This window comes from Luteibacter anthropi (assembly GCF_023699965.1).
GTDB classification, from domain to species: Bacteria; Pseudomonadota; Gammaproteobacteria; order Xanthomonadales; family Rhodanobacteraceae; genus Luteibacter; species Luteibacter anthropi.
Map to the genome: position 1 here is coordinate 4,156,969 of NZ_CP077072.1, position 24,329 is coordinate 4,181,297.

The following is a 24,329-nucleotide window of genomic DNA, read 5'->3' on the forward strand; positions in this document are numbered from 1 at the left end:
ATGTCGATCGAACTCATGCCCCTCGCCTACCCGTTCAATGGTTTCGAAGACCTGCGCCTTGCCGACGATTACCGGCACGCGCAGACCCAGGCCGGCCTCATCCGCATCCGTCTGCCTTTTGGTGAACCGGCGTGGCTCGCCACGCGATACGACGATGTCCGCCTGGTGCTGTCCGACAAGCGCTTCAGCCGCTCGGAAGCCACGCGACGCGAGGATGTCCCGCGCGCGTTCGCGCGCGTCGCCGGTGGCATCGTGATGATGGACCCGCCGGACCTGACCCGCATACGCAAACTGGTCACCCAGGCCTTCACCCAGCGTCGCGTGGAGCAACTGCGCCCGCATGTCCATGCGCTGTCGCACAGCCTGATCGAGCGCATGCTCGCCAGGGGTGCGCCTGCCGATCTCGTCGAAGATTACGCGCTGCCGATTCCCATCGCCGTGATCTGCGAACTGCTTGGCGTACCGGAAGAAGACCAGGCGAAGTTCCGCATCTGGAACGACTCGCTGCTGTCCACCGACACCTCCACGGCCGCGCAGACCCAGCGCCACCTGGGCGAACTGGCGCAATACATCATGGGCCTGGTCGCAGCCCGCCGTGCCGCGCCGCGCGACGACCTGATGACGGCGCTGCTGGCCGCGCACGACGATGGCGACCGGCTGAGCGAACAGGAACTGGTGCCCCTGTGCATCGCCATCCTCGTCGCAGGCTACGAAGGCACGTCCTCGCAAATCCCCAACTTCGTGCATACCCTGCTGGAACATCCCGAGGCCTATGCGCGGTTGCGCCACGATCCGGCGGGTATCGAAGGCGCGGTCGAGGAACTGCTGCGCTTCGTACCGCTGGCTTCCGCGGCGATGTTCGTGCATTACGCCACGGAAGACGTGCAGGTCGGCGAGACGCTGGTGCAGGCCGGCGAGCCGGTGTTCGCCTCCATCGGTGCGGCCAATCACGATCCGCGGCGATTCGATCTGCCCGAGGAACTGGACCTGGACCGCGATGCACGCGGCCACTTCGCCTTCGGCTGCGGCATGCACGCCTGCGTCGGCGCCACCCTGGCCCGCGTGGAGTTGCAGGAAGCGCTGCGCGCCCTGCTGGAGCGCCTGCCCACGCTGCGCCTTGCCGGGCCGGTGAGCTGGAAGACGCAGAGCTTCTTCCGTGGCCCCACCCGCATGCCGGTGACCTGGTGAGCACGACGCGCGCTCTCGATGTCGTCGTGGCAGGTACCGGCTTCGGCAGGATCTACCTGGATGCCCTGGCAAAAGGCGATCCGGCGTTCCGGCTGGCAGGCATCCTCGCGCGTGGCGGAACGACGTCGCGCGCGCTTGCGGAGGAGGCCGGGGTGCCGCTGTATACGCGGATCGACGATGTACCCGACAGCACGGACATCGTGTGTGTGGTCGTCCGTTCCGGCGCGACAGGCGGACCCGGCACCGAACTGGCCCGGCACTTCCTGCAACGCGGCATCCATGTCCTGCAGGAACACCCCGTACATCACAGCGACATCGCCGCCTGCCTGCAGTCGGCACGCCAGGGCCATGCGGCCTACGCGGTGAATACCCTGCATCCGAACCTCGCTCCAGTGCGCCGCTTCCTGGCCGCCGCCAGTGCGTTGAGGGACAGGCAGACGCCGCATTACATCGACATCACCTGCAATAGCCAGATGCTGTATCCGCTGCTGGATCTCGCCGGCCGCGCCGTCGGCGGCATGCGGCCATGGAGTTTCGGCGAGCCGGCGTCCGCGCCGGCACATCCGATCACCACGCTGCATGGTCACCTGCGCGGCATACCGCTCTGCCTGCGCGTGCAGAACGCGGTGCATCCGGAAGACCCGGACAACCACTCCCTGCTGCTTGGCCAGGTCGGCATGGGCTTCGATGGCGGGGTGCTTGCCCTGCCCGAACTGCACGGCCCGGTGCTCTGGCATGCACGGTTGCACGCACCGCGTTCGGACGATGGTCGCCTGCGCATGGCTGGCCCCGGTACCGGACGACTCGCCACGGCATCCACGACGGTTCTCGGGCCGCCGCCCGGCGACACCTGGCACCACGCCTTCGCCGAGACCTGGCCACGTGCCGTGCTCGTGGCCCTGCACGGCTTGCGCGAATCCATCCAGACCCCGGTGCTACGACGAACCGCCGCCGCGTGGGCCATCGACGTCTCGCACGCCTGGAACGACGCCAGCCAGCGACTGGGCATGCCTGCACTGATCCGTCCCGACGAACCGCAAGCCGTTCCCGTCGAACTGCTGCACGCCGCCACCAGTGTCATTGCCTCCATGGAGCCCGCCTGACCATGACCCTCCCATGCAGCCATGTCCTGCTCTGGGTATCCGACCTCCACCAGGCCGTCGCGGATTTCCGCCAGCTGGGGTTTCGTGTCGATTACGCCACGTCGCCCGAGCGCGCCAAGCACGCGCACATCTGGTTCACCCATGGTCCGGTGATCGAACTGCTCACCACGCCTGCCAACGCGCACTGGTTCAAATGGCCGATCGAGCTGATGGCCGGGCGCGGTTCCAGCGCCCGCATGTTGCGCTGGCCCCGGGGCGGTGAGGGTTTCTGCGATGTCGCCCTGCAGGTCGATGCGCTGGATCTGCGCAGCACCGTGGAGGCGTTGAGAGCCGATGGCATGCCCATGGGCCGCGCCGTGCGCTGGGAGCGCAAGCGTCCGGACGGTCAACGCATCCGCTTCCAGTTCGCGTATCCACGTAACGACCGGCTGCCTTTTCTCGTGTCCGCGTACGATCCGCCGCAGCACCCTGCCGTAGCCGATCACGCCAACGGCGCCACCGGCCTGCATCGCGTGCATATGAGCGTGCGGGACACCGACGAAGCGGCCATCCGCCGCCTTATTGGCGATGACCCGGGCTTTGCCCTGCAACCCGGCGCGATCACCGCCGTGCGAGCCATCGAACTCACTGGCCTGCGCCTGCCCTGCGCCGCTGCGCTGAGCCACGGTGCCGATATCCGGCCCATCCCCGTCACGATCCCCACCGGAACCACCCATGTCGCCTGATTTCACTCCCTGGCCCGACGAACTGGCGGCCCGCTATCGCCAGTACGGTTACTGGCAGGGCCGTACGCTCGACGACCTGCTGCGCGATGCCGTGCTGCACCGTCATGGACATACCGCCATCGTCGATGGCGAACGACGCTGGAGCTACACCGAACTGGACCGCCGGGTAGCGCGCATGGCGACGGCCATCCATCACCTGGGCCTGTTGCCGGGCGATCGCGTGCTGGTGCAGTTGCCGAACATCGCCGAGTTCGCCCAGCTGTTCTTTGCCTTGCAGCGCTGCGGTGTCATTCCGGTACTGGCGCTGCCCGCACACCGGGAGAACGAGATCGTGCACCTGGCTGCCTTGTCGCAGGCCAAGGCCTATGCCATCGCCGAACGCCACCAGGGCTTCGATTACCGGACGCTCGCACGGACCGTGCGCGAACGCGTTCCCGGGATAGAGCACGTCTTCGTCGTGGGCGATGCCGCGGAATTCACGTCATTTGCCACGCTGGACGACGAGCCCGTCGAACTGCCCCGTCCGGCGCCGGGCGATGTGGCCGTGCTTCTGCTATCCGGAGGCACCACTGGCCTGCCCAAGCTGATTCCCCGCACACACGACGATTACCACTACAACGCACGAGAAAGCGCCCGTGTCGCCGGCCTGGGCGAAGACAGCCGCTATCTCGCCGTGTTGCCCGTGGCGCACAACTTCCCGCTGGCCTGTCCCGGGTTGCTGGGCACGCTGCATGCCGGCGGCACCGTGGTCATGTGCGCCGATAGTGCCCCGGATACCGCACTCGACCTCGTCGAACGCGAACGCATTACCGATACCGCGCTGATTCCGCCCTTCGTGCTGCTGTGGCTCGAAGCCCGCACGTGGAACGATGCGGACCTGGGCTCGCTGCGCTGGTTACAGGCCGGCGGTGCGCGCCTGAATCCCGAGGTGGCTGCGCGCGTGAAGCCCACGCTGGGCTGCGGGCTCCAGCAGGTGTATGGCATGGCCGAAGGGCTGCTCTGCTACACCCGCCACGATGATGACGACGAGCGCGTCGTCAACACACAAGGCCGCCCCTTGAGTCCCGACGACGAGCTGCGCATCGTTGACGAGAACGACCAGGAAGTGGCGCAAGGCGAAACCGGCGAACTCCAGGTACGCGGCCCCTATACCCTGCGTGGCTACTGGCGGGCCGAGGAATACAACCGGCGTGCCTTCACCGCCGACGGCTACTACCGCAGCGGCGATGTCGTACGCCGTCTTCCCACGGGCGAGGTGATCGTCGAAGGCCGCAACAAGGACGTGGTAAATCGTGGCGGCGAGAAAGTGCCAGTGGAGGAAGTGGAAAACCTCCTGCTCTCGCATCCGGCCGTGCTCGACGTGGCGATCGTGGGGATCCCCGATGACGTGCTCGGCGAGCGCACCTGCGCCTGCGTACTCGCGCGCGGCAGCGCGCCCACGCTGCCCGAACTGAAGGCCCATCTCAACACGCTGGGTGTCGCGGCCTTCAAGCTCCCCGACCGCCTGGTCGTGCTCGAATCCTTCCCCAGCACGAAGTTCGGCAAGGTGAACCGTCGCGCGCTCGCGCAACACATCAGCGAGCGCGCCAGCGCATGAAGCCGCACGATGCATGGCTGCGCCGCTTCCGGCATGGCACCGGAGCACGCGCACGACTGGTGTGCCTGCCGCATGCCGGTGGCAGCGCCAGTGCGTTCCGGCGCTGGCTGGACCATCTTCCCGACGATATCGACCTGCTTGCCGTGCAATACCCGGGGCGCGAGGACCGTTACACCGAGGCCTTCGCCACCGATATAGCCCCGCTGGCCGACACCCTGGCCGAGGCCATCGCACCCTACACCGACCGGCCGCTGTACCTCTTCGGCCATAGCATGGGCGCCAGCATCGCCTACGAACTGGCGTTGCGCATGGAACGAAAGGGCATGGCACCGGCGGGCGTCTTCGCATCCGCACATCCGCCGCCGCACCGCCAGCGCGAAAGCGCGCTGCACCTGGAAGACGACGACGGCCTGATTGCCGACGTGCGGCGCATGGCAGGCGCGCCGCCCACGCTGCTCGACGACCCCGAGGTGCGCGCGCTGTTCCTGCCCATGCTGCGCGCCGACTACCGCCTGATCGAAACCTACCGCCGGCCCATCGCCGTTGCCCTGGCAACGCCCATCGAGGTGCTGTTGCCCGTCGACGACGGGGAAATCACCCGCGACGAGGCGCTGGCCTGGCAGGACCTCACCCTTCAGCCGCTCACCCTGCACGAGGTGGACGGCGGCCATTTCTACCTGCAACGGCAACCGGAAGCGCTGATGGCGCGCCTGCTGCCCCGACTCCGCACAAGGTGACCTCGTGACCGACATCAAGCCCCCCGAGCAGGCTACGTGCCTGGACGATATCCGCGTGGCGATCGACAGCATCGATCACGACATCATCCGTGCGCTGGCCCTGCGCATGCGCTACGTCGAACGTGCGTCGTACTTCAAGGCCAGCGAAGCTGACATACCCGCGCCGGAACGCGTGGCCGTGATGCTGCCGGAGCGTCGCCAGTGGGCCGAGGACGCCGGCTTCGACGGCGACTTCGCCATCGAACTCTACGAACGCATCATCCCCTGGTACATCAGCCGCCAGATCGCCTACTGGAGGAAGCAGCGGGGGCTCGCATGAGCCCGCCACCACGTCGCCATGCCCTGCGCGAAGCCTTCACCGAGGCCGTGAAGCATGCGGCGAGTCGCGACCGCGCCGTGCTTGCCACGGTCACGTTCCCGATCGATACCGCTCCTTCGGTAGAACTGTTCGCCCACTGGCACGCCCGTCACGCGGACGCCTTCTACTGGAAGGCACGCGAACCGCACCTGGTGCTCTGTGGCCATGGGCGCGTGGCAAGCCTGGAGGCGACGGGGGCACAGCGCTTCGCCGATATGGCTGCACACTGGCAGGCACTCATCGATGGTGCAGTGACCCACGGCAACCAGGCCCCCCTGGCGATAGGCGGCTGCCGTTTCGATGCCGTGACGCCCGCCGATGCGCACTGGCGCGACTTCGGCTGCGCCGACCTCACCGTGCCGTCGCTGATCCTTGCCAGCGACGGTCGGCAACACCGGCTGATCGTGCAGCGCCTGCTGCAGCCCGGCGCAGATGCCGACAGCGAAGCCGCAGCCTGCATGACCTGGCTGGAGGTCTCGGAGCTGGCACCATCGACGGCCCATCCCATGCCCGCACCACTGCACTCCATCGAACTGCCCGCCGAGCACTGGCAGCGCAAGGTCGTGCATGCCCTGGCGGCCATCGACGAGGGGCGCTTCTCCAAGGTGGTGCTCGCACGCGAAGCCTGCCAGCGCCATGCCGGCCACCTGCCGGTGGCAACCCTCGTGCAGCGTCTGAGCGACCGCGCCCACAACGCCCATGTGTTCGCTTTCGCCCGGGGCCATGCCTGCTTCCTCGGCGCAACACCCGAGCGCCTCGTCCGCGTGGACGCCGGCCGCCTGCAGACCCACGCACTGGCCGGTTCCATCCGCAGGGAAGAATCCGAGTCCGCGGACCTCGCCCTGGCACGCGCACTCATCGACAGCGCGAAAGACCGCCACGAACACGAACTGGTGGTAAGAGCCATCGTCGATGCGCTCACGCCGCTCACGACGACGCTGGATGTGCCCGCCATGCCCGAAGTGAAGCGGCTTCCGCGTATCCAGCACCTGTGCACACCTATCCATGGCCAGCTACGCGACGGCACGAGCCTCTTCGACCTGCTCGATGCCCTGCATCCGACACCCGCCGTGGCCGGCCTGCCGCGCCCCGAGGCGATGCAGCACATCCGCGAACACGAGGGATTTGACCGCGGCTGGTACGCCGCGCCTGTCGGCTGGCTCGATGGCAGCGGTCATGGCGATTTCCTCGTAGCGCTGCGTTCGGCGCTGGTCAGCAACGATTGCTGTCGCATGTTCGCCGGGTGCGGCATCGTGCAGGGCTCGGACCCGGCCGCCGAATACATGGAGACCTGCCTGAAGCTCAGCCAGATGCGCGAGACGCTGGCGCATGGCCCGGCTCGCGGGGCGCCTGCCGTCCGCCTCATCTGAGCCATCCCGTCGCCCGCCCCTTCCGGTTATGCTCCCACGGATCATTCGGAAGGACTCTCGATGGTGAGGCACACCAAGTCGCTGCTGCTCGTTATCTGTGTACTCGCCATCGCCGTCGGCGGGGGCTATCTCGTGGAGCATTACCGCCAGATACCCGTTGCCGACGTTTCCGCACCCACGTCGCCCGTGCGTGCCGGTGCTCCCGAACCCCGTTTCCGCACGCTTCCCGCACGACTCAGCCTGCTTGCCGGCGATGGTGTCGCCGGATTCCGCGAAGGCCACGCGGCGCGCTTTGCCGATCCCTGGGGCGTGGTCGTTGCGCCCGATGGCCGCATCATCGTGGCGGATGCCGGCAGCAACGACCGCATCCGCAGCATCGATGCACAAGGCAACGTGAGCGTGCTCGCCGGTGCCGGCAGCGGCTACGCGGATGGCCCGGCGAACGTCGCGCGTTTCGATACGCCCTCCGGCCTGGCCATCGACGACGCCGGACGCATCTACGTCGCCGACACCGGTAATCACGCAATCCGCCGCATCGCCACCGATGGCACGGTAACGACGCTGGCCGGTGGCAAGGGCTCCGGTGATGAAGACGGCCCCGTGGCGAATGCGCGCTTCAACGGCCCTGTCGGCGTGGCGGTCGATGCGCAAGGCAACGTGTATGTCGCCGATACCTACAACCATCGCATCCGCCGCATCGGCACCGACGGCATGGTCACCACCGTCGCCGGCAGCGTGCCCGGTTTCCAGGACGGCACGGCCACGCAGGCACGCTTCGACACGCCTTGCGCGGTCGCCATCGATCCGGATGGATCGCTATGGGTGGCCGATACCGTGAACTTTGCCATCCGTCATATTGCAGGCGACGGCAGCGTCACCACCCTGGTGCGCTCGGACCCGAAGGACCGGGATGCGCCCTTGCGTCATCCACTCGGCATCGTGGCGGACAAGGATGCCCTCTACGTCACCGAGGCCTCTCACGGCGCCCTGCTTCGTTACGCCCACGATGGCGGACTCACGGTCGTGACCGGAAGCAGCGATGCCCAGCGCATGTCGCGCCCTGCCGGCGTGGCCCTGGCCAGTCCGGGGCTCATCGTTGCCGACGCGGCCGCCGCCCGCGTCTACCGTGTCGACGATAGTCCCGGCGTGCCGGCACCGGTGGGTCCCGCTCCCGATGCCCCTCTACCGGTCACGCATGGCCGCTGGCCCGAAGCACCGCAGGACGGCTGGCATGAAATCGTTGGCGTGGCCGGCGAAGTCCGTGGCAACGACAAGGGCGAAAGCCGCGATCATCTGCACCTGGGCGTGGACGTGCGCGCCGACGTGGGCGCCAGGGTGCTCGCCATCGCGGACGGCAAGGTCAGCGACCCGCTGCCGACCTGGGGCTACGGCAAGCTTCACGAGGGACTGGCCCTCGATGGCCTCGACTACATCCACATGCGCGTGGGTCGCGATGCCAGCGGCCGCGTCGTTGATGCATCCCGCTTCCGGCTGCTGCCCGGCGACGATGGCAAGCCCGGTCGTGTGGAGGTGCGTCGTGGTACGCATTTCCGTGCCGGCGACGTGCTGGGCACCGTGAACGCCATGGCGCACACCCACCTGCAACTCGACGGCAACCTCGCCAGCCGCAATCCCATCGACCTGGGCTTCACCGGCTTTACCGATCACATCGCTCCCGTGATCGACCGCGTGGAATTGCGCGACCCTGCGGGCAAGGCACTCAAACGCGGTAAGGAAGGCATCACCATCGCCCGCACCGCAGGCCCCATCGACATCGTCGTCGAAGTCTGGGACCACGTGGACGACAACCTGCCACGCCGTCGCCTGGGCCTCTATGCCCTCGGCTACCAGCTGCTGGACGACCAGGGCAAACCGTTGCCGGATTTCGCGAAGCCTCGGATGAACCTGGTATTCGACCGCCTGCCTGCCGACGATGAAGCCACCCGCGTCATCTACGCGCCCGACAGCGGCGAAACCGTGCACGGCGCCGCGCGCACGCGCTTCCTGTACATGGTCACCAACGTGTTGCGCGAGGGCGTGGCGCGCGAAGGCCACTGGGATGTGTCGGCCCTGTCGCCCGGTCGCTACACGCTGCACATCGTCGCAGCCGACCGCACCGGCAACCAGGCCACGCGCAACGCGAACGTTCCACTGATCGTGCAATAAGCGCTGCCGACAGACCCGCAGCCATAAATCCTGGCAAACCCTTGTAGGAGCGCGCCTCGCGCGCGACAGGTCTATGCGAACGAGCCGCCCATTCACGCTACCCGGGTCGCGCGCAAGGCGCGCTCCTACAGGGCATCGTGGGAATCAGGCCGGGTTACCCGGTTCCGTGAGCACGGGCTGTCGGATTGTCTTTCGCGACGCGAAACGGCCCCGCAGCCAGCGATTGAGCGGATCGCCGTAGTACCTCGCCACCAACCAGGCCATGAGCGAGGACACCAGCAGGAAACCCAGCAGCATCGGCAGCTTCATGCCGGGGCTCATACCGGCGCGGGGAATGACTTCACGCAACAGCCCGAGCACCAGGATATGGAACAGGTACAGCTCGTAACTGTGCGCCCCCAGCCATGCCAGCGGCCTGCCCAAGACATCGATGATGCGATTGGCAGGCAACGTCGCCACGGCGGTAAGGAACACAGCCGCACCGATGCCCATCAGCGTCGCTCCGAAGGCCTCGTTGCCCGGGATGCCGTCCATGTACACACGCCCCATGAAAACGAGCGACAACACCGCCAGCACGTAGCGCTGCATGGGCGTCCACTTCACGCGCGCAGCCGCAATGGCCGCCGCGCAGCCGTAGACCAGCATGTCCACGCAGGCGAGATTGCCGTAGAGGTAGAGCACTTCATCGTCGCTATGGATGCTGCGGTAATACGGCCCGACGACCATCGCCACGCAGGCCAGCACGAAGAGCATCCAGCTGCGTCGCGCCATCACCAGCACCAGCGGATAGAGCAGGTAGAACACCTCCTCGACCGATAGCGACCAGTAGATGTTCATGGCGTAGTTGAAGTACCCCACCTTCGCCATGAGGATGTTGTGCCAGAACGTGAGCACCGACAGATCGGCGACCACGAAGAAACCGTTGCCCAGGTCCTGTCCCTGCTTCACGTTGGCAAAGCTGCCCAGCCCGGCCACGCCCAGCACCGTGATGGCCAGCAGCGCCAGCACCACCGAGGGATACAGGCGGAACAGGCGCAGCTTGTAGAAGTGCAGCACGTCCGTGCCCGCGAGCGAGCCATACCGCCTGACGATGTTCGCGGTGATGAGGAAACCCGAGATCACGAAGAAGATCGAGACGCCGTAATTGCCGTTGAGGAAGATGGCCCGGAGCGTCGGTACCGACGCCAGCTGCTGCAACGGACTGAACTGCAACCGGTAGGTGAGCGAGTAATGCAACAGCATCACGAGCAGGATCGAGATGCCGCGAAGCATGTCGACATAAACGTTGCGCGGCGAAGCGGCGACCGTCATCAATGGTATCCCTTTCCCTTTGGCCGCTTATCTTCCCACAGGCTCGGCTATGCTGGCGCGCATGGACCCTGTGACACGCCACGACACGCCGGCATTCACCCGTATCAGGCTGGGAGGCCACGCGTTTGCGCTGCCCGATGCCTTCGCGCTTGCATTCGATACCGCCAGTTTCAGCGAGGCCGACTTCGTACGCCATGGCATCGTGCGTCCCGCATCGATCGTACGCAGCGTACCCAAGCGGCAGGCAGAATTCCTCGCCGGTCGCCGTGCGGCGCTCGCCGCCTTGCGCGAGGTGGGTGGCAGGGTCGACAACCTGCCCATCGGGGCCGACCGCGCGCCCGTATGGCCCAGGGGATTCATCGGCAGCCTGTCGCATGCGCGTGATATCGCCATCGCCGTTGCACTGCCGGACGCTTCCGGTGTGCGCGGCATCGGCATCGACGTGGAGCGCATCGTATTGCCGGAACACATGGCATCGATCCGCAGCGTAGCCATCGACGACGACGAAAACGCCGTCCTCGCGGCACTGGCCGCCACGCACGGCTGGCCGTACGCGCTGACCCTGGCCTTCTCGGCGAAGGAAAGCTTCTACAAGGCCACGGCCGCCACGGTCGGGCACTTCTTCGACTTCGCTGCCCTGCGCATCGTGGGCTGCGATGCCGCCACAGCCACTATGGAAACCCGGGTAGCCGTGACCCTCGCGCCGTCGTTGCTGGCAGGCCAGAGCCATGCGCTGCACTGGGTGGATATCGGCCCGGACGCCGTGCTCACGAGCTGCGCCTGGTAGCACGCTCCATTCGTAACTTCATTTGACACGACATCGTTTCCGTGATTTCGTATCTTCAGTTGTTTCAATATGAGGATCGACCATGGACCATGACGTTATCGTGCTGGGCGGCAGCTATGCCGGCCTGTCTGCCGCCCTGCAACTGGCCCGGGCCCGCCGCCGCGTGCTCGTGGTGGACAGCGGCCAGCGCCGCAACGCTCCGGCGGCACACGCCCACGGCTTTCTGACCCGGGACGGCGAGTCGCCCGCAAGGATCGCGGAACTGGGCAAGGAGCAATTGCTTCGCTATCCCACCGTCACCTGGCTGGACGGCGAGGCCACATCGGCCACGCGTACCGACGACGGTTTTGCCATCGAGGTGAGGGATCACTTCCCCCTGCACGCCTCGCGCCTCGTGCTGGCGATGGGTATCCGTGACCAGCTGCCCGCCCTGCCGGGCCTGCGCGAGCGCTGGGGGCGTCATGTGTTCCACTGTCCCTACTGTCACGGCTACGAGCTGCACGGCGGCCCCATCGGCCTGCTGGCGACCTCGCCGCTGGCCTTCCACCTGGCGGCGCTGCTGCCCGACTGGGGTCCCACCACCATCTTCCTCCAGGAAGGCGTGGAGCCGGATGATGAGCAGGCAAGACTGCTCGATGCACGCGGCGTACGCGTCGAGAGAACGCCGGTGGAGGCTTTCGCGCAGCCGGACAGCGCCGACCTGCGTCTGGCCGATGGCCGTATCGTCACGCTGGACGGCCTGTTCGTGCCAACCCGGGGCGCCCAGTCCAGCCCCATTCCCGGCATGCTGGGCTGCGCTTTCGATGACACGCCCGTGGGCGACATCATCAGGGTGGATATGATGGGCGCCACGTCGGTGCCCGGCGTCTTCGCCGGTGGCGATGCGGCGCGTGCCGGCGGATCGCTGGCCTTCGCCGTCGCCGATGGCGTCCGGGCCGGCGTCGCGGCACACCGTTCCCTCATCTTCGGGATGGAGGGCGCCACCTCCTGACTCCATGGGTAGTTTCCTTGAGACACGACAGCCGTCTATCGCGCATGCTCCACGTCCTCATCCATATGGCGAGCGAGGACACCGCCATCACCTCCGAGCAGATCGGTCGCATGCTCGGCACCAATGCGGCCGTGGTGCGACGGACGATGGCGGGCATGCGCGAGGCCGGCCTCGTGGTCTCGGGGCGTGGTCCCGGTGGCGGCTGGCGGCTGAACCGGCCGCTGGCGGAGATCACCCTGGCCCAGGTCTACGAGGCGATCGATTCGCCCGCCCTGTTCGCACTGGGTTTTTCCAACGCCGAACCCGAGTGCCTGGTGGAACAGGAGGTCAACCAGGCCCTGGAACGCACCCTGGCCGAGGCCCGCGAACGACTGCTGCGGCGCTTCGCCGAGATCCGCCTCTCCGACATCCTGGAAGGCTTCGACAAGCGAGTGGCGGCGCTGCGCTGAAACCAGGGTTTCGCACCATCCAGGCTACGGAAACGTACAAGCCGCAGGTAAACGCCTGTGGGATCATTGCGCAATGAAGGAAGCACGACCAGACGGCGAACGCGGCATCGCCTCGCGTCGGCGCGTGTTCGCGCACGCGCTCTGGCGGTCGGCCGCCTGCCTGCTTCTGCTCCTGCTTCCTTTCGCGCCGGCCTTCGCGCTCGACCCGAGCCGGCCCGTGGATACCCTGCTGCACACCGCCTTTCACCGCGCGCAGGGAGCACCCGTCGGCGTTGCCGCCATCGCGCAGACCGAAGACGGGCAGATCTGGTTCAGCACGCGAAGCGGCCTGTACCGCTACGACGGTTTCGACTTCACCCGCATCGAACTGCTCCCGCAGGGCGCCGCGCAGACCTCGGCCACCTGGGCACTTTACGCGGCGGCAGGCGGCGACCTCTGGGTGTCGCTGGCCAACGGCGGCGCCATTCGTCTGCGCGAAGGCGACATCACGCGCTACGGTGCTTCCGCCGGCCTGCCCGCCGGACTTGCCATCGATGCCTTCGCGACGGATGGCGAAGGCGGCCTGTGGGCGAACGGTCGGGGCATCCTGCGCCGCTTCGACGGCACCCGCTGGAACACGCCCGATGCATCGTGGGGCGTGCCGGCGCGTGTAGATGGCCTGTTCGAAGACGACCGCGGCGATGTATGGATCGGCGCGGACGAACGTATCTATGTGCTGCGCGCCGGCGGTCACCGCTTCGAGCAGCTGGCCATGGGTTACACCCGGGCCTTCCAGTTGCTGGTGGGTGCCGATGGCCGGCTGTGGCTGTCCGACGAACGTGGCGTGGCCGCCATGCCGGGCGAATGGGGCGAGCCCCGCACGCGTGCACGCGCACGGCGTGCCAACGGACTGGACACGCTGATCGATCGCGACGGCGCCCTGTGGACCATCGACTGCCACGCCGGCCTGTGCCGCGACGCCACCTTCGGCCAGCGTGGCACCACCCTGCTTCCCCGTTCCGTGCTGCGTGCGCAAGCCGCGGGCACGACGCTGGGTATGTCGTCCGACCTGACCATGACGGCCATGGTCGATCGTGACGGCAATCTCTGGGTAGGCACCAAGGGCGGTGTCGACCTGTTCCGCGACAGCCTGTTCTCCCCGGTGCGCTTTCCCGACCCGAACGTGTTCTTCGCCCTGGCCGAAGACACCGCCGGCCATGTCTGGGTGGGCACCGACAACAACAGTGACACGCCCGACCGCCTATGGCGCATCGACGGCCCGGGCCTGCCGCCGCGCCCACTCGAAGGCTTCAACGCGCCCGTCTCCTCCGCGTGGACGGATCGCGACGGATCAATCTGGTTCGGTGGTCACGGCCAGCTCTGGCACATGAGCGACGGCAATCCCCTCCCCGACACGTTCCCGGCCTCCGGCAGCGGCATGCCGGGCGCCGTGCATGCCATGGCCCGCGACGGCAGCGGCCGCTTCTGGCTGGGCATATCGGGACAGGGGCTTTATTTCCGGGACGGTGGCAAGACGTGGACATCGGCGTCTGCCATTCCCGGCCTGCCGTCCGGCAGTCCCTCCGCCATGCAGGTGATGGGCGACGGCTATGTGTGGCTGGGCTATCCCGATGGCAGCCTCGTGCATGTGCGCGGCGACCATATCTCGGCCTATGTGCATCCGGGCAAGGCGGCCGTGGGCCCGATCACGACCCTGGCGCCACTGGACGATGGATTGCTGGTCGCCTCGGAACGCGCCTTCGCGGTGCTTCGGGACGACCGTGCCGTGTTCCTCTCCACCGCGCCGGCCCACGCACTCGAAGCGGCCACCGGTATCGTCCGTGGCGCCGACGGCACGCTGTGGATCAATACGGAAAGTGGCGTGGCCCACGTCGGTGCCGATGCCCTGCGCGAAGCCACCGGCGATCCGGCGCAGCACCTCGACCTGGAACTGCTCACGGAAGACGACGGCCTTCCCGGTGGTGCGCAGCGTGTACGTCCCATGCCTACCGCGCTGGCAACGCGCGCGGGCATCATCTGGTTCGCCGCGGAGGAAGGTCTCGCCGCGCTGGACCCGAAACGCGTCGGCGTCGCACCGCTGCCGCCGCCTGCCGTGATCCGCGACATCGTCGCGGGCGATGTGTCCTTTCCCGTGCACGATGCCCAGCTCGATCCCGAGCACCGGGAAATCAGCGTGCGCTATGCGGCGATTGCGCCCGCGCGCCCCGATGGCGTGCATTTCCGCTACCGGATGACGCCGGGCCAGGCGCACTGGCGCTCGCTGGAAGGCCAGCGCGAACTGCGCTATTCGCAGATGCATCCAGGCACCTATGTGCTCGACGTGCAGGCCTCGTACAACGGTCGCGACTGGGGCGATCCGGCCGAAGTCACCCTGGTGGTGATACCTACCTTCTTCGAAGGCCCGTGGTTCAAGCTGCTGGCGGCGGCCCTCATCCTGCTCGGCGGATGGGTGGTTCACCGGCTGCGCGTGCGCTGGCTGACCGGTCAGCTGCGCATCCGTCTGCGCGAACGCTACGACGAACGCGAACGCATCGCCCGCGAACTGCACGATACGCTGCTCCAGGGCGCGCAAGGCCTGATCCTGCGTTTCCAGACCATCGTGGACCGCCTGCCCGACGACGACCCCGGTCGCCGCTCGCTGGAACAGGCGATCGATCGCGCGGAAAACCTGGTGATCGAAGGACGCGATCGCGTACAGCACCTGCGTGAGCGCCATGGTCACGCCGGCACGCTGGCGCAGCGGCTGCAACGTTACGCGGCGGAACTGGAAGAGTCCGGCGTCAACGTGGCGATGCATACGCATGGCGACGCGCTACCGCTGGACCCCTTCGCCGAAGACGAGTTCTATTGCATCGGCCGCGAAGCGCTGCTCAACGTTCAGCGCCACGCCAATGCGCGCAGCGTGTATGTGGAGATGATCTTCGGCCCGTCCCGCTTCACCATGGTGATCAGCGACGACGGCAAGGGCATGGAACAGGCCGATGGCGAAACCACCCGGCACTGGGGCCTCATCGGCATCAAGGAGCGCGCACGCCGCCTGAGCGGCCGGGCCAGCATCAAGACGCGCGCGGGCCGCGGCACCGAACTGCTGGTGGAGGCGCCGGCGGAAAACGTCTATCGCCGCGGTCACCGGCCGCGCGGCCGCTGAGGCGCTTGCAAATCCTCACTCCGCTTCCATTTCGCCGGTCCAACGGCGCGCACCCGCGCCATGGCCGCCGCCACGATCGCCCGGATTGGAAAGCATGCAGCGCTCGATCGACAGGCAGCCGCAGCCGATGCACTGGTCCAGGCCGATATTGAGGCGCTGCAGTTCCTCGATGCGCTGCTGCACACGAGCCTTCCATTCACCGGTGAGCGCCCGCCAGTCCTCGCCCGTGGGCACGTGATCGGTGGGCAGGCGCGCGAGCTGGGTGGCGATCTCGTCCAACGTGAAGCCCACCTTCTGGGCAAACACGATGAAGGCGATCCGCCGCAGCGTGGAACGCGGGAAACGGCGATGTCCCGAGTCCGCCCGCACCGAGGAAATGAGCCCGCGCGTCTCGTAAAAGCGCAGGGCCGACGCCTGTACGCCGCTGCGCTGGGCTACGTGCCCGATGGTCAGCAGAGGGTCGTTGGGGAAACGCATCGTTCCGTCCATAAAGCTTGACTTAAAGTTAGCTTTAACACCTACGCTATCGGCAAGCAACCCATCCCAAGCCAACGCCAGCGGGTCAGACGCCCCGTCGGTGCGTGCCCGCTTGCCAGAAGGATCTTCCCGCCATGCGCCCCATCGCCCCTGTTCTCCCGCCCCTGCGGGTGGGTCTGGCCACGACGTTCGCCGTGCTGCTGGCCGCCTGCACCTCCCATGCCGACACCTCCCAGGCCCCGCCGCCGCCCGAGGTGGGGGTCGCCCCGGTCGTCGCCCGGCACGTGAAGACATGGGACGAGTTCAATGGCCGCATATCGGCCATCGAGACCGTCTCGATCCGCCCGCGCGTCACTGGCTACATCGACCGCATCGCCTACCGCGAAGGCGACGAGGTGAAGCCGGGCGACGTGCTTTTCGTCATCGACCAGCGGCCCTATCGCGATGCACTGAACAGCGCACAGGCGCAGCTCGAACGTGCGCGCGCCGCCGCCACCCTGTCGCAGGCGCAGGACGAACGCGCACAGAAGCTGATCGCGGCACACGCCATCTCGCGCGATGAATACGACAGCCGCCACGCCGATCTCGCCCAGACCGCCGCCGACGTGCGCGCCGCGCAGGCGGCCGTCGCCACGGCACAGCTCAACCTCGGCTTTACGGAAGTCCGCGCACCCGTCGCCGGCCGTGCCGGTCGCGCGATGCTCACCATGGGCAACCTCGCGCAGGCCGACCAGAGCGAGCTGACCACCGTGGTCTCGCAAGACCCGGTGTTCGTCTATTTCGATTGCGACGAACAGAGCTATCTGCGCTTCATGGAAGGCACGCGCGGTGGCCGCCAACAGAATGCCGTGCGTGTGGGCCTTGCCAATGAAAAGGGTTTTCCGCGCACCGGCAAGGTCGATTTCCTCGACAACCGCGTGGATTCGGCCACCGGCACCATCCGTGCCCGTGCACTGCTCTCCAACGCCGATCGCGTGCTCACCCCGGGCCTCTACGCCCGCGTACAGATGGAAGGCAGCCACGAATTCGAGGCCATGCTCATCGACGACAAGGCCGTGCTCACCGACCAGGATCGCAAGTACGTCTATGTGGTCGGTCCCGACGACAAGGCCCTGCGCAAGGACGTGACCCTGGGCCGCCTCGTGGATGGCCTGCGCGTGGTGCAGACAGGACTTGCAGCCGGCGACAAGGTGATCGTCACCGGCACGCAGAAGATCTACTTCCCCGGCATGGCGGTGAAACCGCAGCCCATGGACCACGGCGCCGCCGTCGCCCAGGCCGCGAAGTAAGGAGCCGGCGATGGATTTCTCCAAGTTCTTCATCGACCGCCCGATCTTCGCGATCGTGCTGTCGATCATCATCTTCGCCATCGGCCTCATCGCCATTCCGATTCTTCCCGTGGGCGAGTACCCGGAGGTGGTACCGCCCAGCGTCGTCGTGCGTGCCACCTACCCCGGCGCCAATCCGCGCGAAATCGCCGAATCCGTGGCCGAGCCGCTGGAAGAGGCGATCAACGGCGTCGAAGGCATCATGTACATGAAGTCGGTGGCCGGCTCGAACGGCAGCCTGGCCGTGACGGTGACCTTCCTTCCCGAAGTGGATGCCGACACGGCCGCCGTGCGCGTGCAGAACCGCGTCAGCCAGGCGCTGAGCCGACTGCCCGACGAGGTGCGCCAGTACGGCGTCACCACGCAGAAGCAGTCGCCCACGCCGCTGATGTACCTGATGCTGACCTCGCCGGACAACCGCTACGACTCGGTCTACCTGCGCAACTACCTCAACCTGCATGTGAAGGACGAGCTGTCGCGCATCCCCGGTATCGGCGACGTGGGCCTGTACGGCAGCGGTGACTACGCCATGCGCATCTGGCTGGACCCGGGCAAACTCGCGTCGCGTGGGCTGACCGCCGCCGATGCCGTCAACGCCATCCGCGAGCAGAACGTGCAGGTATCCGCCGGCCAGCTCGGTGCCGAGCCGACGCCGAAGAACACCGATTACCTGGTGTCCATCAACGTGCGCGGCCGCCTGCGCACCGAACAGGAATTCGGCGATGTGGTGATCAAGGCCGGCGATGATGGGCAGGTGACCCGCCTCTCCGACGTGGCCCGGATCGAACTGGGCTCGGGCGACTACACGCTGCGCTCGCTCAATGACCTCGCCAACGGTGCCGCCGTAGGCATCTTCCTGTCACCTGGCGCCAACGCCATCGGCGTGGCCGATGCCGTCTACGCCAAGCTCGACGAGCTGTCGAAAAGCTTCCCCGCGGGCGTGGCCTATCGGCCGGTGTGGGACCCGACCGTGTTCGTGCGTGACTCGATCAAGGCCGTGCAGCACACGCTGCTGGAAGCCGTGGTGCTGGTCGTGCTCGTGGTGATCCTGTTCCTGCAGACCTGGCGGGCATCGATCATCCCGCTGGTCGCGGTGCCCGTCTCCGTTGTCGGCACCTTCGCGTGGCTGTACCTGCTGGGTTATTCCATCAACACGCTGACCCTGTTCGGCCTGGTGTTGGCTATCGGCATCGTGGTGGATGATGCGATCGTGGTGGTCGAGAACGTCGAGCGCAATATCGAGCAGGGGCTCAGCCCACGCGATGCCGCGCATCAGGCAATGAAGGAGGTCTCCGGCCCTATCGTTGCCATCGCGCTGGTGCTGTGTGCTGTGTTCGTGCCCATGGCATTTCTTTCAGGCGTTACCGGCCAGTTCTACAAGCAGTTTGCGGTGACCATCGCCATCTCCACGGTGATCTCGGCCATCAACTCGCTCACGCTCTCCCCTGCCCTCGCCGCTAAACTGCTGCGCGGTCACGATGCACCGAAGGACGGCTTGTCCCGCGTGCTGGATCGCAGCCTCGGCTGGCTGTTCCGCCCGTTCAACCGTTTCTTCCAGCGTAATTCCGAGCGCTACGGCAGCACGGTATCGCGCTCGCTGGGGCGGCGTGGCGTGGTCTTCGGTGTATACGCCGTGTTGCTGGCGGGTACCGCCTTGCTGTTCAACCATGTGCCGGCCGGTTTCATCCCCACGCAGGACAAGCTGTATCTGTTCGCCGGTGCGAAGCTCCCCGAAGGCGCGTCGCTGTCGCGCACCGATGCCGTCACCCGGCAGATGGTGGAACTGGCTCACCAGGTGGAAGGCGTGGATACGCTCGCGGCCTTCCCCGGCCTCAACGCCTTGCAGCAGACCAATACGCCCAACCTGACGGCGTCATACGTCATCCTGAAACCGTTCGCGGAGCGCCACCGTGGCGCGGCGGACATCGCCGCCGAACTCAGCGGCAAGTATGCGTCGATCAAGGACGGCTATGCCTATGCATTGATGCCACCTCCTATCCAGGGTCTCGGCAACGGTTCGGGCTATTCGCTTTACCTGGAGGATCGTGCGGGGCTCGGCTACGGCGCCTTGCAGAATGCACTGGATGCCTTCCGTGGCGAGATTTCGCGCACGCCGGGCATGGGCTTCCCAGTCAGTTCCTACCAGGCCAACATCCCGCAGCTGGAAGTGAAGGTCGATCGCGTGAAGGCCAAGGCACAGGGCGTGGCACTCACCGACCTGTTCAATACCTTGCAGACCTATCTCGGCTCGGTCTACGTCAACGACTTCAACCTGTTCGGCCGCGTCTACCGTGTGATGGCCCAGGCCGATACGGAACACCGCCAGACGGCGGAGGATATCGGCAACCTCTATACCCGCAACAATCGTGGCGCCATGGTGCCGGTGGGTTCGATGGTGGATGTCACCTCCACCTACGGTCCCGACCCGGTCATTCGCTACAACGGCTACCCCGCCGCCGACCTTATCGGCGATGCAGACGCGCGGGTACTGTCCTCCGGGCAGACACTGGCGAAACTCCAGGAAATCGCCGGCAAGGTGCTCCCGCGCGGCATCACGCTGGAATGGAGCGACCTGAGCTACCAGCAGGTGAGCCAGAGCAACTCGGCGATCATCGTGTTTCCGCTCGCCGTCATGCTGGCCTTCCTGGTACTCGCGGCGCTCTATGAAAGCTGGACCCTGCCGCTGGCGGTGATCCTGATCGTGCCGGTATGCATGTTCGCAGCGCTGGTGGGCGTGTGGCTGTCAGGTGGCGACAACAACGTGTTCGTCCAGGTAGGCCTGGTGGTGCTGATGGGCCTGGCCTGCAAGAACGCCATCCTCATCGTTGAGTTTGCCCGCGAACTGGAAATCCAGGGCATGGATACGATCCCTGCTGCCCTGGAAGCCTGTCGCCTTCGCCTGCGCCCCATCGTGATGACGTCGGTCGCCTTCATCGCCGGCTCGGTGCCGCTCCTGCTCGGCCATGGTGCCGGCAGCGAGGTACGTGCGGCCACGGGCATCACGGTGTTCTCCGGCATGCTGGGCGTCACCCTGTTCGGCCTCTTCCTCACCCCGGTGTTCTACGTGGCCCTGCGCCGCTTCGGCCGCCACCCCGCCTGGAAACACACCCACTAACCCCTTTGTAGGAGCGCGCCTCGCGCGCGACCGGTGATCGCGATGAACTCATGGTTTCGCGAAAACCGGTCGCGCGCAAGGCGCGCTCCTACATTCAGTGTTTCCGCTGGAAGGGATAGAAACGATTTTCGCGCAGCTCGTGTTCGATCCGCTCCAGGCTCTTTCCCTTGGTTTCCGGCACCAGGTAGTAAATGAACACCAGCGCCACCAGCGAGATCACCGCATACAGCCAGAACGTCTTCGACGCCCCCAGCGCGGTCACCAGCGACAAGGTGGTCAGCGTCACGATCAGGTCGAAGAACCAATGGCTGAAAGAACCCAGGCTGGCACCCTTGCCGCGCACGAAGAGCGGATACACCTCGGCGTTTACCAGCCAGATACAAACACCGAAGCCACCGCAATTGAGCATGAGATAGGCGGCAAGGCAGCCGACGACCAGCCAGCGGCTGAAATCCGTGCTAGGCCCGGCACCCTGGAACAGGTATCCCATGATGACCAGCGCCACGATGGAGCCCGGGATCATCCACAGCAGGTAGGTACGCCGACCGATGCGATCGACAAGGAAACTGCCGATCACCGTCATGATCACGACCAGGACCGTGCTCGCGCCCGTGCCGAGGATGGCCGCCTCATCGGAAAAGCCGGCCTTGGTGAGAATCGTCGGCGCGTAATAGATCAAGGCGTTGTTGCCGGTGATCTGCGAGAACATCGAAATGCCCGCACCCACCACCACCGCCGGGCGAATCCACGGACGTGCCAGGTCGCGCCAGGTACCCGCCGAATCGTCCGCCGTCACGGATTCGATATCGCGCACCTCGGCTTCGGCCAGCGCCATGTCTCCGCGTATGCGCGTCAGCACGCCCAGTGCCGCCTCACGATGACCACGCACCACCAGCCAGCGCGGGCTTTCGGGCAACACCAGCATGCCGGCCAGCAGGATCACGGCAGGCACCACGCCAAGGCCGAACATCCAGCGCCAGTGATCGCCGAGCACGAAACCGGTGAAATAAGCCACCGTGATGCCGAACACCACCATGAACTGGAACAGCACCACCATCTTGCCGCGATGGCGAGGTGGCGCGACCTCGGCGATATAGACCGGAATGATCTGGGTGGAGCTGCCGGCCGACAGGCCGAGCAGGAAGCGCGACGCTACGAGGGCGCCTACACTGGGCGACATGGCCGAGGCCACCGAGCCCAGCGCGAACAGCACGCCCACGAAGATCACCATCCGTCGTCGTCCGTAACGGTCCGACAGCGGGCCGGTGCCGAGGCAGCCGAACAGCGCACCGAAGATGATGGCGCCGGTCACCAGCTGCTTGGTGGTGTCGTCGAGGGCGAACTGCCGCCCGAGACCCAGCAAAGCCACGCCGATGACGCCCGTGTCGTAGCCGAACAGCAGGCCGCCCAGGGCAGCCACTACCGCGATACCGACCACCAGTCCCGTGGACTGGCTGCCGCCTTCGACGGCAGCCTCCTCACTTACCGATTGCATGCATGCCTCCAGGAAACGATGGAACGGCCCTCGCCCCCGCGAAAGCTGCCTGCCGGCCTCACGCCGGCTCGCCGAGCGTCACGCGCACGCGCAGGTCGGCGTGCTGCGCCGTGGCCTGGATGCGTCGCGCATTGGGTTCATCGGTATGTTCGATCCAAGCCAGGGCCGCTTCACGGCTGCGACCGTAGCGCATGTGCCGTTCGAGCAGCTGCGCCTTGCGCTGGTCGTCATCCACGTCGACCCACCAGGTTTCATCCAGCAGGTCGCGCACTCCGCGCCATGGCGCATCGTCGAACAGCAGGTAATTGCCTTCGGTGATCACCACGCGCACGTCATGCGGCACGGCGATCTCACCCGCGATGGGTTCCTCGATCTCGCGATGGAAGGCCGGGGCGTATACCGTTTCTCCCAGTACAGGTTCGCGCAGGCGACGCAGCAGGGCGACATAGCCCCAGGCATCGAACGTATCCGGCGCACCTTTGCGCCCTGCCCGGCCAAGTCGGGCGAGTTCGGCATTGGCCAGATGGAACCCGTCCATCGGCACGTTGACCGCCACACCGCCCAGATGGGCCAGCAGTTGCGCGGAGAGCGTGGACTTGCCGGCGCCGGGTGATCCGACGATGCCGAGCAGGATGCGGGGTTTGCCTGAGGCGAGCAGCCCGTCGATGCGGGCCAGGGTCTGGTGATCGATCATGCGCAGGAGGACATAGGAAACATCCGCACCATAATGGCGCGGATGTTATCGGCATGCGAAAGCTGAGCCTGCAAGGATTGCCTTCTTAGCGCACCTGGGTACGCTTGCCCGTCGAAGAATCGAACAGTTCGGTGCCCGACACAAAGGGCGTCGCACCGAAGATGACATTGAGTAACTGGCTACGCGCTTCCTTCATCACCGGGCCAACAGGATCATTGGCGTCTTCATGCCCCGGCAGGGAATTACAGCCGGAGGCATTGAGTCCAAGCACGCCACACAGCACGGTGACCAGTGAAAAATCGCTGCTACCCGCAGGCGCCGGCTTGGTCACGATGGTGAGATGGGACGGGCTCCCGGACAGGCCAAGGTTGGTGTTGAGCTTGATGGCCTGATCCGGCGTGACTTCCGCATCGAAGGCGCCTGCGATGATCGTGGTCCTCCCCGTCAGGGACTTGCCGATCGCAGCCGCATTCCAGAACGGCGATCGGCGCCACAATGCGCTGAAGCTGGGATTGGCCTGCCCAGTATCCTGTTGAATCCCACTCGTCGCTGCACCGAAACCCAGGGAGGGTGCAACGAGGTTGGCCAACACTGCGTAGCTGTAGGTCTCGAATACATCCGTCACAGGTTCCGCGAGCACCCAGTCGCTGATGGGCGCCCCACCCGCCCTGGTATTCTCACTGAGCGCCGTCCCTGAGACCGCACCGCCCATCGACACCCCGAAATAGACAACGCGCTGGATACCGGCAAAACGTGGATCGGCCAGAATCTGCGCTCTTAGCTGATTGCTGGCCTGTGCGCCGGCCAGCGCCGGAAAACCCTGGTCATTCGGATATTCAAAGGCAACGGTCACGACCTGATTCCCTGCGTCCGCCGCACGAATGTCGTGCATCACGGTGTTCGGGTCGTCCTTGCTGCACCCCGCCGGCCCGGTCGTGGTGGTGGCGCCGAGCTGGTTAGCGGTACTCCAGTAGTCCTGGAAGCCATGGTGGTAAAGCACAAGAATACGCGGTGCATTCCCGGCTGCCGGGGTATCCATGCAGTATTCCAGCGCCTGGGTACCTGCCACGGTGGTGGTAGCGATGTAGGTGCCGAACACCCGGGCTGCCCACGCGTCGGTGCAGGTGGCAGTAGCCAGGAGCATAGTGGCGGCGCAAACGCCCATGCGTCTGAATCCCTTCATGATGTTCTCCCTGATGGCACGGCGGTATGCCGGCCGTGGCGCGTATATGCACCGCACATCGTCAAAACCACGTGAACGTGTAAAGGCCCTGAATCGCAAAATATGGC

At 66.3% G+C, this 24,329-nt stretch carries 19 protein-coding genes; 14 read left to right on the plus strand and 5 right to left on the minus strand.

Translation table 11 applies throughout. The annotated features are described in order from the left end of the window. The 8 genes from KR767_RS17575 to KR767_RS17610 are packed head-to-tail and all read left to right on the plus strand — an operon-like array spanning position 1 to position 9,244. Complete coding sequence (locus tag KR767_RS17575) at positions 1-1,188, plus strand: cytochrome P450 (RefSeq protein WP_250877229.1); 1,188 nt, start codon at positions 1-3, stop codon at positions 1,186-1,188. Then, a complete protein-coding gene (locus KR767_RS17580; RefSeq protein WP_250877230.1) occupies positions 1,185-2,291 on the plus strand; it encodes a Gfo/Idh/MocA family oxidoreductase in 1,107 nt (368 codons plus the stop codon). The genes KR767_RS17575 and KR767_RS17580 overlap by 4 nt, the downstream gene beginning before the upstream one ends. 2 nt (positions 2,292-2,293) lie before the next feature. Continuing rightward, positions 2,294-3,016: a VOC family protein gene (locus tag KR767_RS17585; protein ID WP_250877231.1), complete on the plus strand. Its 723-nt coding sequence runs from the start codon at positions 2,294-2,296 to the stop codon at positions 3,014-3,016. Continuing rightward, positions 3,006-4,613 carry a (2,3-dihydroxybenzoyl)adenylate synthase gene (locus tag KR767_RS17590; protein ID WP_250877232.1) on the plus strand — a complete coding sequence of 536 codons (1,608 nt, stop codon included), beginning with the start codon at positions 3,006-3,008 and terminating at the stop codon, positions 4,611-4,613. Before KR767_RS17585 ends, KR767_RS17590 begins: the two co-directional genes overlap by 11 nt. Beyond that, positions 4,610-5,350, plus strand: a complete 741-nt coding sequence (locus KR767_RS17595) for a thioesterase II family protein (RefSeq protein WP_250877233.1) — start codon at positions 4,610-4,612, stop codon at positions 5,348-5,350. The genes KR767_RS17590 and KR767_RS17595 overlap by 4 nt, the downstream gene beginning before the upstream one ends. 4 nt (positions 5,351-5,354) lie before the next feature. Next, the gene (locus KR767_RS17600; protein WP_284732851.1) at positions 5,355-5,669 is read left to right on the plus strand and encodes an isochorismate lyase; all 315 of its coding nucleotides are present in this window, start codon (positions 5,355-5,357) and stop codon (positions 5,667-5,669) included. After that, positions 5,666-7,078, plus strand: coding sequence for an isochorismate synthase (locus tag KR767_RS17605; protein ID WP_250877234.1), 1,413 nt, complete (start codon positions 5,666-5,668; stop codon positions 7,076-7,078). Before KR767_RS17600 ends, KR767_RS17605 begins: the two co-directional genes overlap by 4 nt. A gap of 60 nt (positions 7,079-7,138) precedes the next feature. After that, positions 7,139-9,244, plus strand: a complete 2,106-nt coding sequence (locus KR767_RS17610; protein ID WP_250877235.1) for a gluconolaconase — start codon at positions 7,139-7,141, stop codon at positions 9,242-9,244. Positions 9,245-9,388: 144 nt separating this feature from the next. On the opposite strand, the gene KR767_RS17615 is transcribed toward KR767_RS17610, so the two are convergent. Continuing rightward, the gene (locus KR767_RS17615; RefSeq protein WP_250877236.1) at positions 9,389-10,555 is read right to left on the minus strand and encodes an acyltransferase family protein; all 1,167 of its coding nucleotides are present in this window, start codon (positions 10,553-10,555) and stop codon (positions 9,389-9,391) included. A 61-nt stretch (positions 10,556-10,616) separates the two neighbouring features. Between KR767_RS17615 and KR767_RS17620 the strand changes: the two genes are divergently transcribed. The 4 genes from KR767_RS17620 (at position 10,617) to KR767_RS17635 (ending at position 15,930) form a co-directional block, all read left to right on the plus strand. After that, positions 10,617-11,342 (plus strand): 4'-phosphopantetheinyl transferase family protein, encoded by a 726-nt coding sequence (locus tag KR767_RS17620; protein ID WP_250877237.1) that lies wholly within the window; start codon positions 10,617-10,619, stop codon positions 11,340-11,342. An 82-nt stretch (positions 11,343-11,424) separates the two neighbouring features. Next, positions 11,425-12,333: an NAD(P)/FAD-dependent oxidoreductase gene (locus KR767_RS17625; protein WP_250877238.1), complete on the plus strand. Its 909-nt coding sequence runs from the start codon at positions 11,425-11,427 to the stop codon at positions 12,331-12,333. 44 nt (positions 12,334-12,377) lie between these two features. Continuing rightward, positions 12,378-12,782, plus strand: a complete 405-nt coding sequence (locus tag KR767_RS17630) for an Rrf2 family transcriptional regulator (RefSeq protein ID WP_345779882.1) — start codon at positions 12,378-12,380, stop codon at positions 12,780-12,782. Between the two features lie 73 nt (positions 12,783-12,855). Then, positions 12,856-15,930: a sensor histidine kinase gene (locus tag KR767_RS17635; protein ID WP_250877239.1), complete on the plus strand. Its 3,075-nt coding sequence runs from the start codon at positions 12,856-12,858 to the stop codon at positions 15,928-15,930. A gap of 15 nt (positions 15,931-15,945) precedes the next feature. Here KR767_RS17635 and soxR read toward each other — a convergent pair whose 3' ends face one another. Next, positions 15,946-16,407 carry a redox-sensitive transcriptional activator SoxR gene (soxR, locus tag KR767_RS17640; RefSeq protein WP_166946715.1) on the minus strand — a complete coding sequence of 154 codons (462 nt, stop codon included), beginning with the start codon at positions 16,405-16,407 and terminating at the stop codon, positions 15,946-15,948. Positions 16,408-16,541: 134 nt separating this feature from the next. Here soxR and KR767_RS17645 point away from each other — a divergent pair, with 134 nt between their 5' ends. Both KR767_RS17645 and KR767_RS17650 read left to right on the plus strand, forming a co-directional pair. Then, entirely contained in the window at positions 16,542-17,696 is a 1,155-nt protein-coding gene (locus KR767_RS17645; RefSeq protein ID WP_250877240.1) for an efflux RND transporter periplasmic adaptor subunit, read from the plus strand. Between the two features lie 10 nt (positions 17,697-17,706). Then, positions 17,707-20,850 (plus strand): efflux RND transporter permease subunit, encoded by a 3,144-nt coding sequence (locus tag KR767_RS17650; RefSeq protein ID WP_166946717.1) that lies wholly within the window; start codon positions 17,707-17,709, stop codon positions 20,848-20,850. A gap of 94 nt (positions 20,851-20,944) precedes the next feature. Here the strand turns inward: KR767_RS17650 and KR767_RS17655 are convergent, their stop codons facing one another. The 3 genes from KR767_RS17655 to KR767_RS17665 form a co-directional block, all read right to left on the minus strand. Next, positions 20,945-22,345: a sugar porter family MFS transporter gene (locus KR767_RS17655; protein ID WP_166946718.1), complete on the minus strand. Its 1,401-nt coding sequence runs from the start codon at positions 22,343-22,345 to the stop codon at positions 20,945-20,947. Between the two features lie 58 nt (positions 22,346-22,403). Further along, positions 22,404-23,039, minus strand: a complete 636-nt coding sequence (locus KR767_RS17660) for a nucleoside/nucleotide kinase family protein (RefSeq protein WP_250877241.1) — start codon at positions 23,037-23,039, stop codon at positions 22,404-22,406. An 85-nt stretch (positions 23,040-23,124) separates the two neighbouring features. After that, complete coding sequence (locus tag KR767_RS17665; protein WP_166946720.1) at positions 23,125-24,222, minus strand: alpha/beta hydrolase family protein; 1,098 nt, start codon at positions 24,220-24,222, stop codon at positions 23,125-23,127. Positions 24,223-24,329 lie beyond the last annotated feature (107 nt).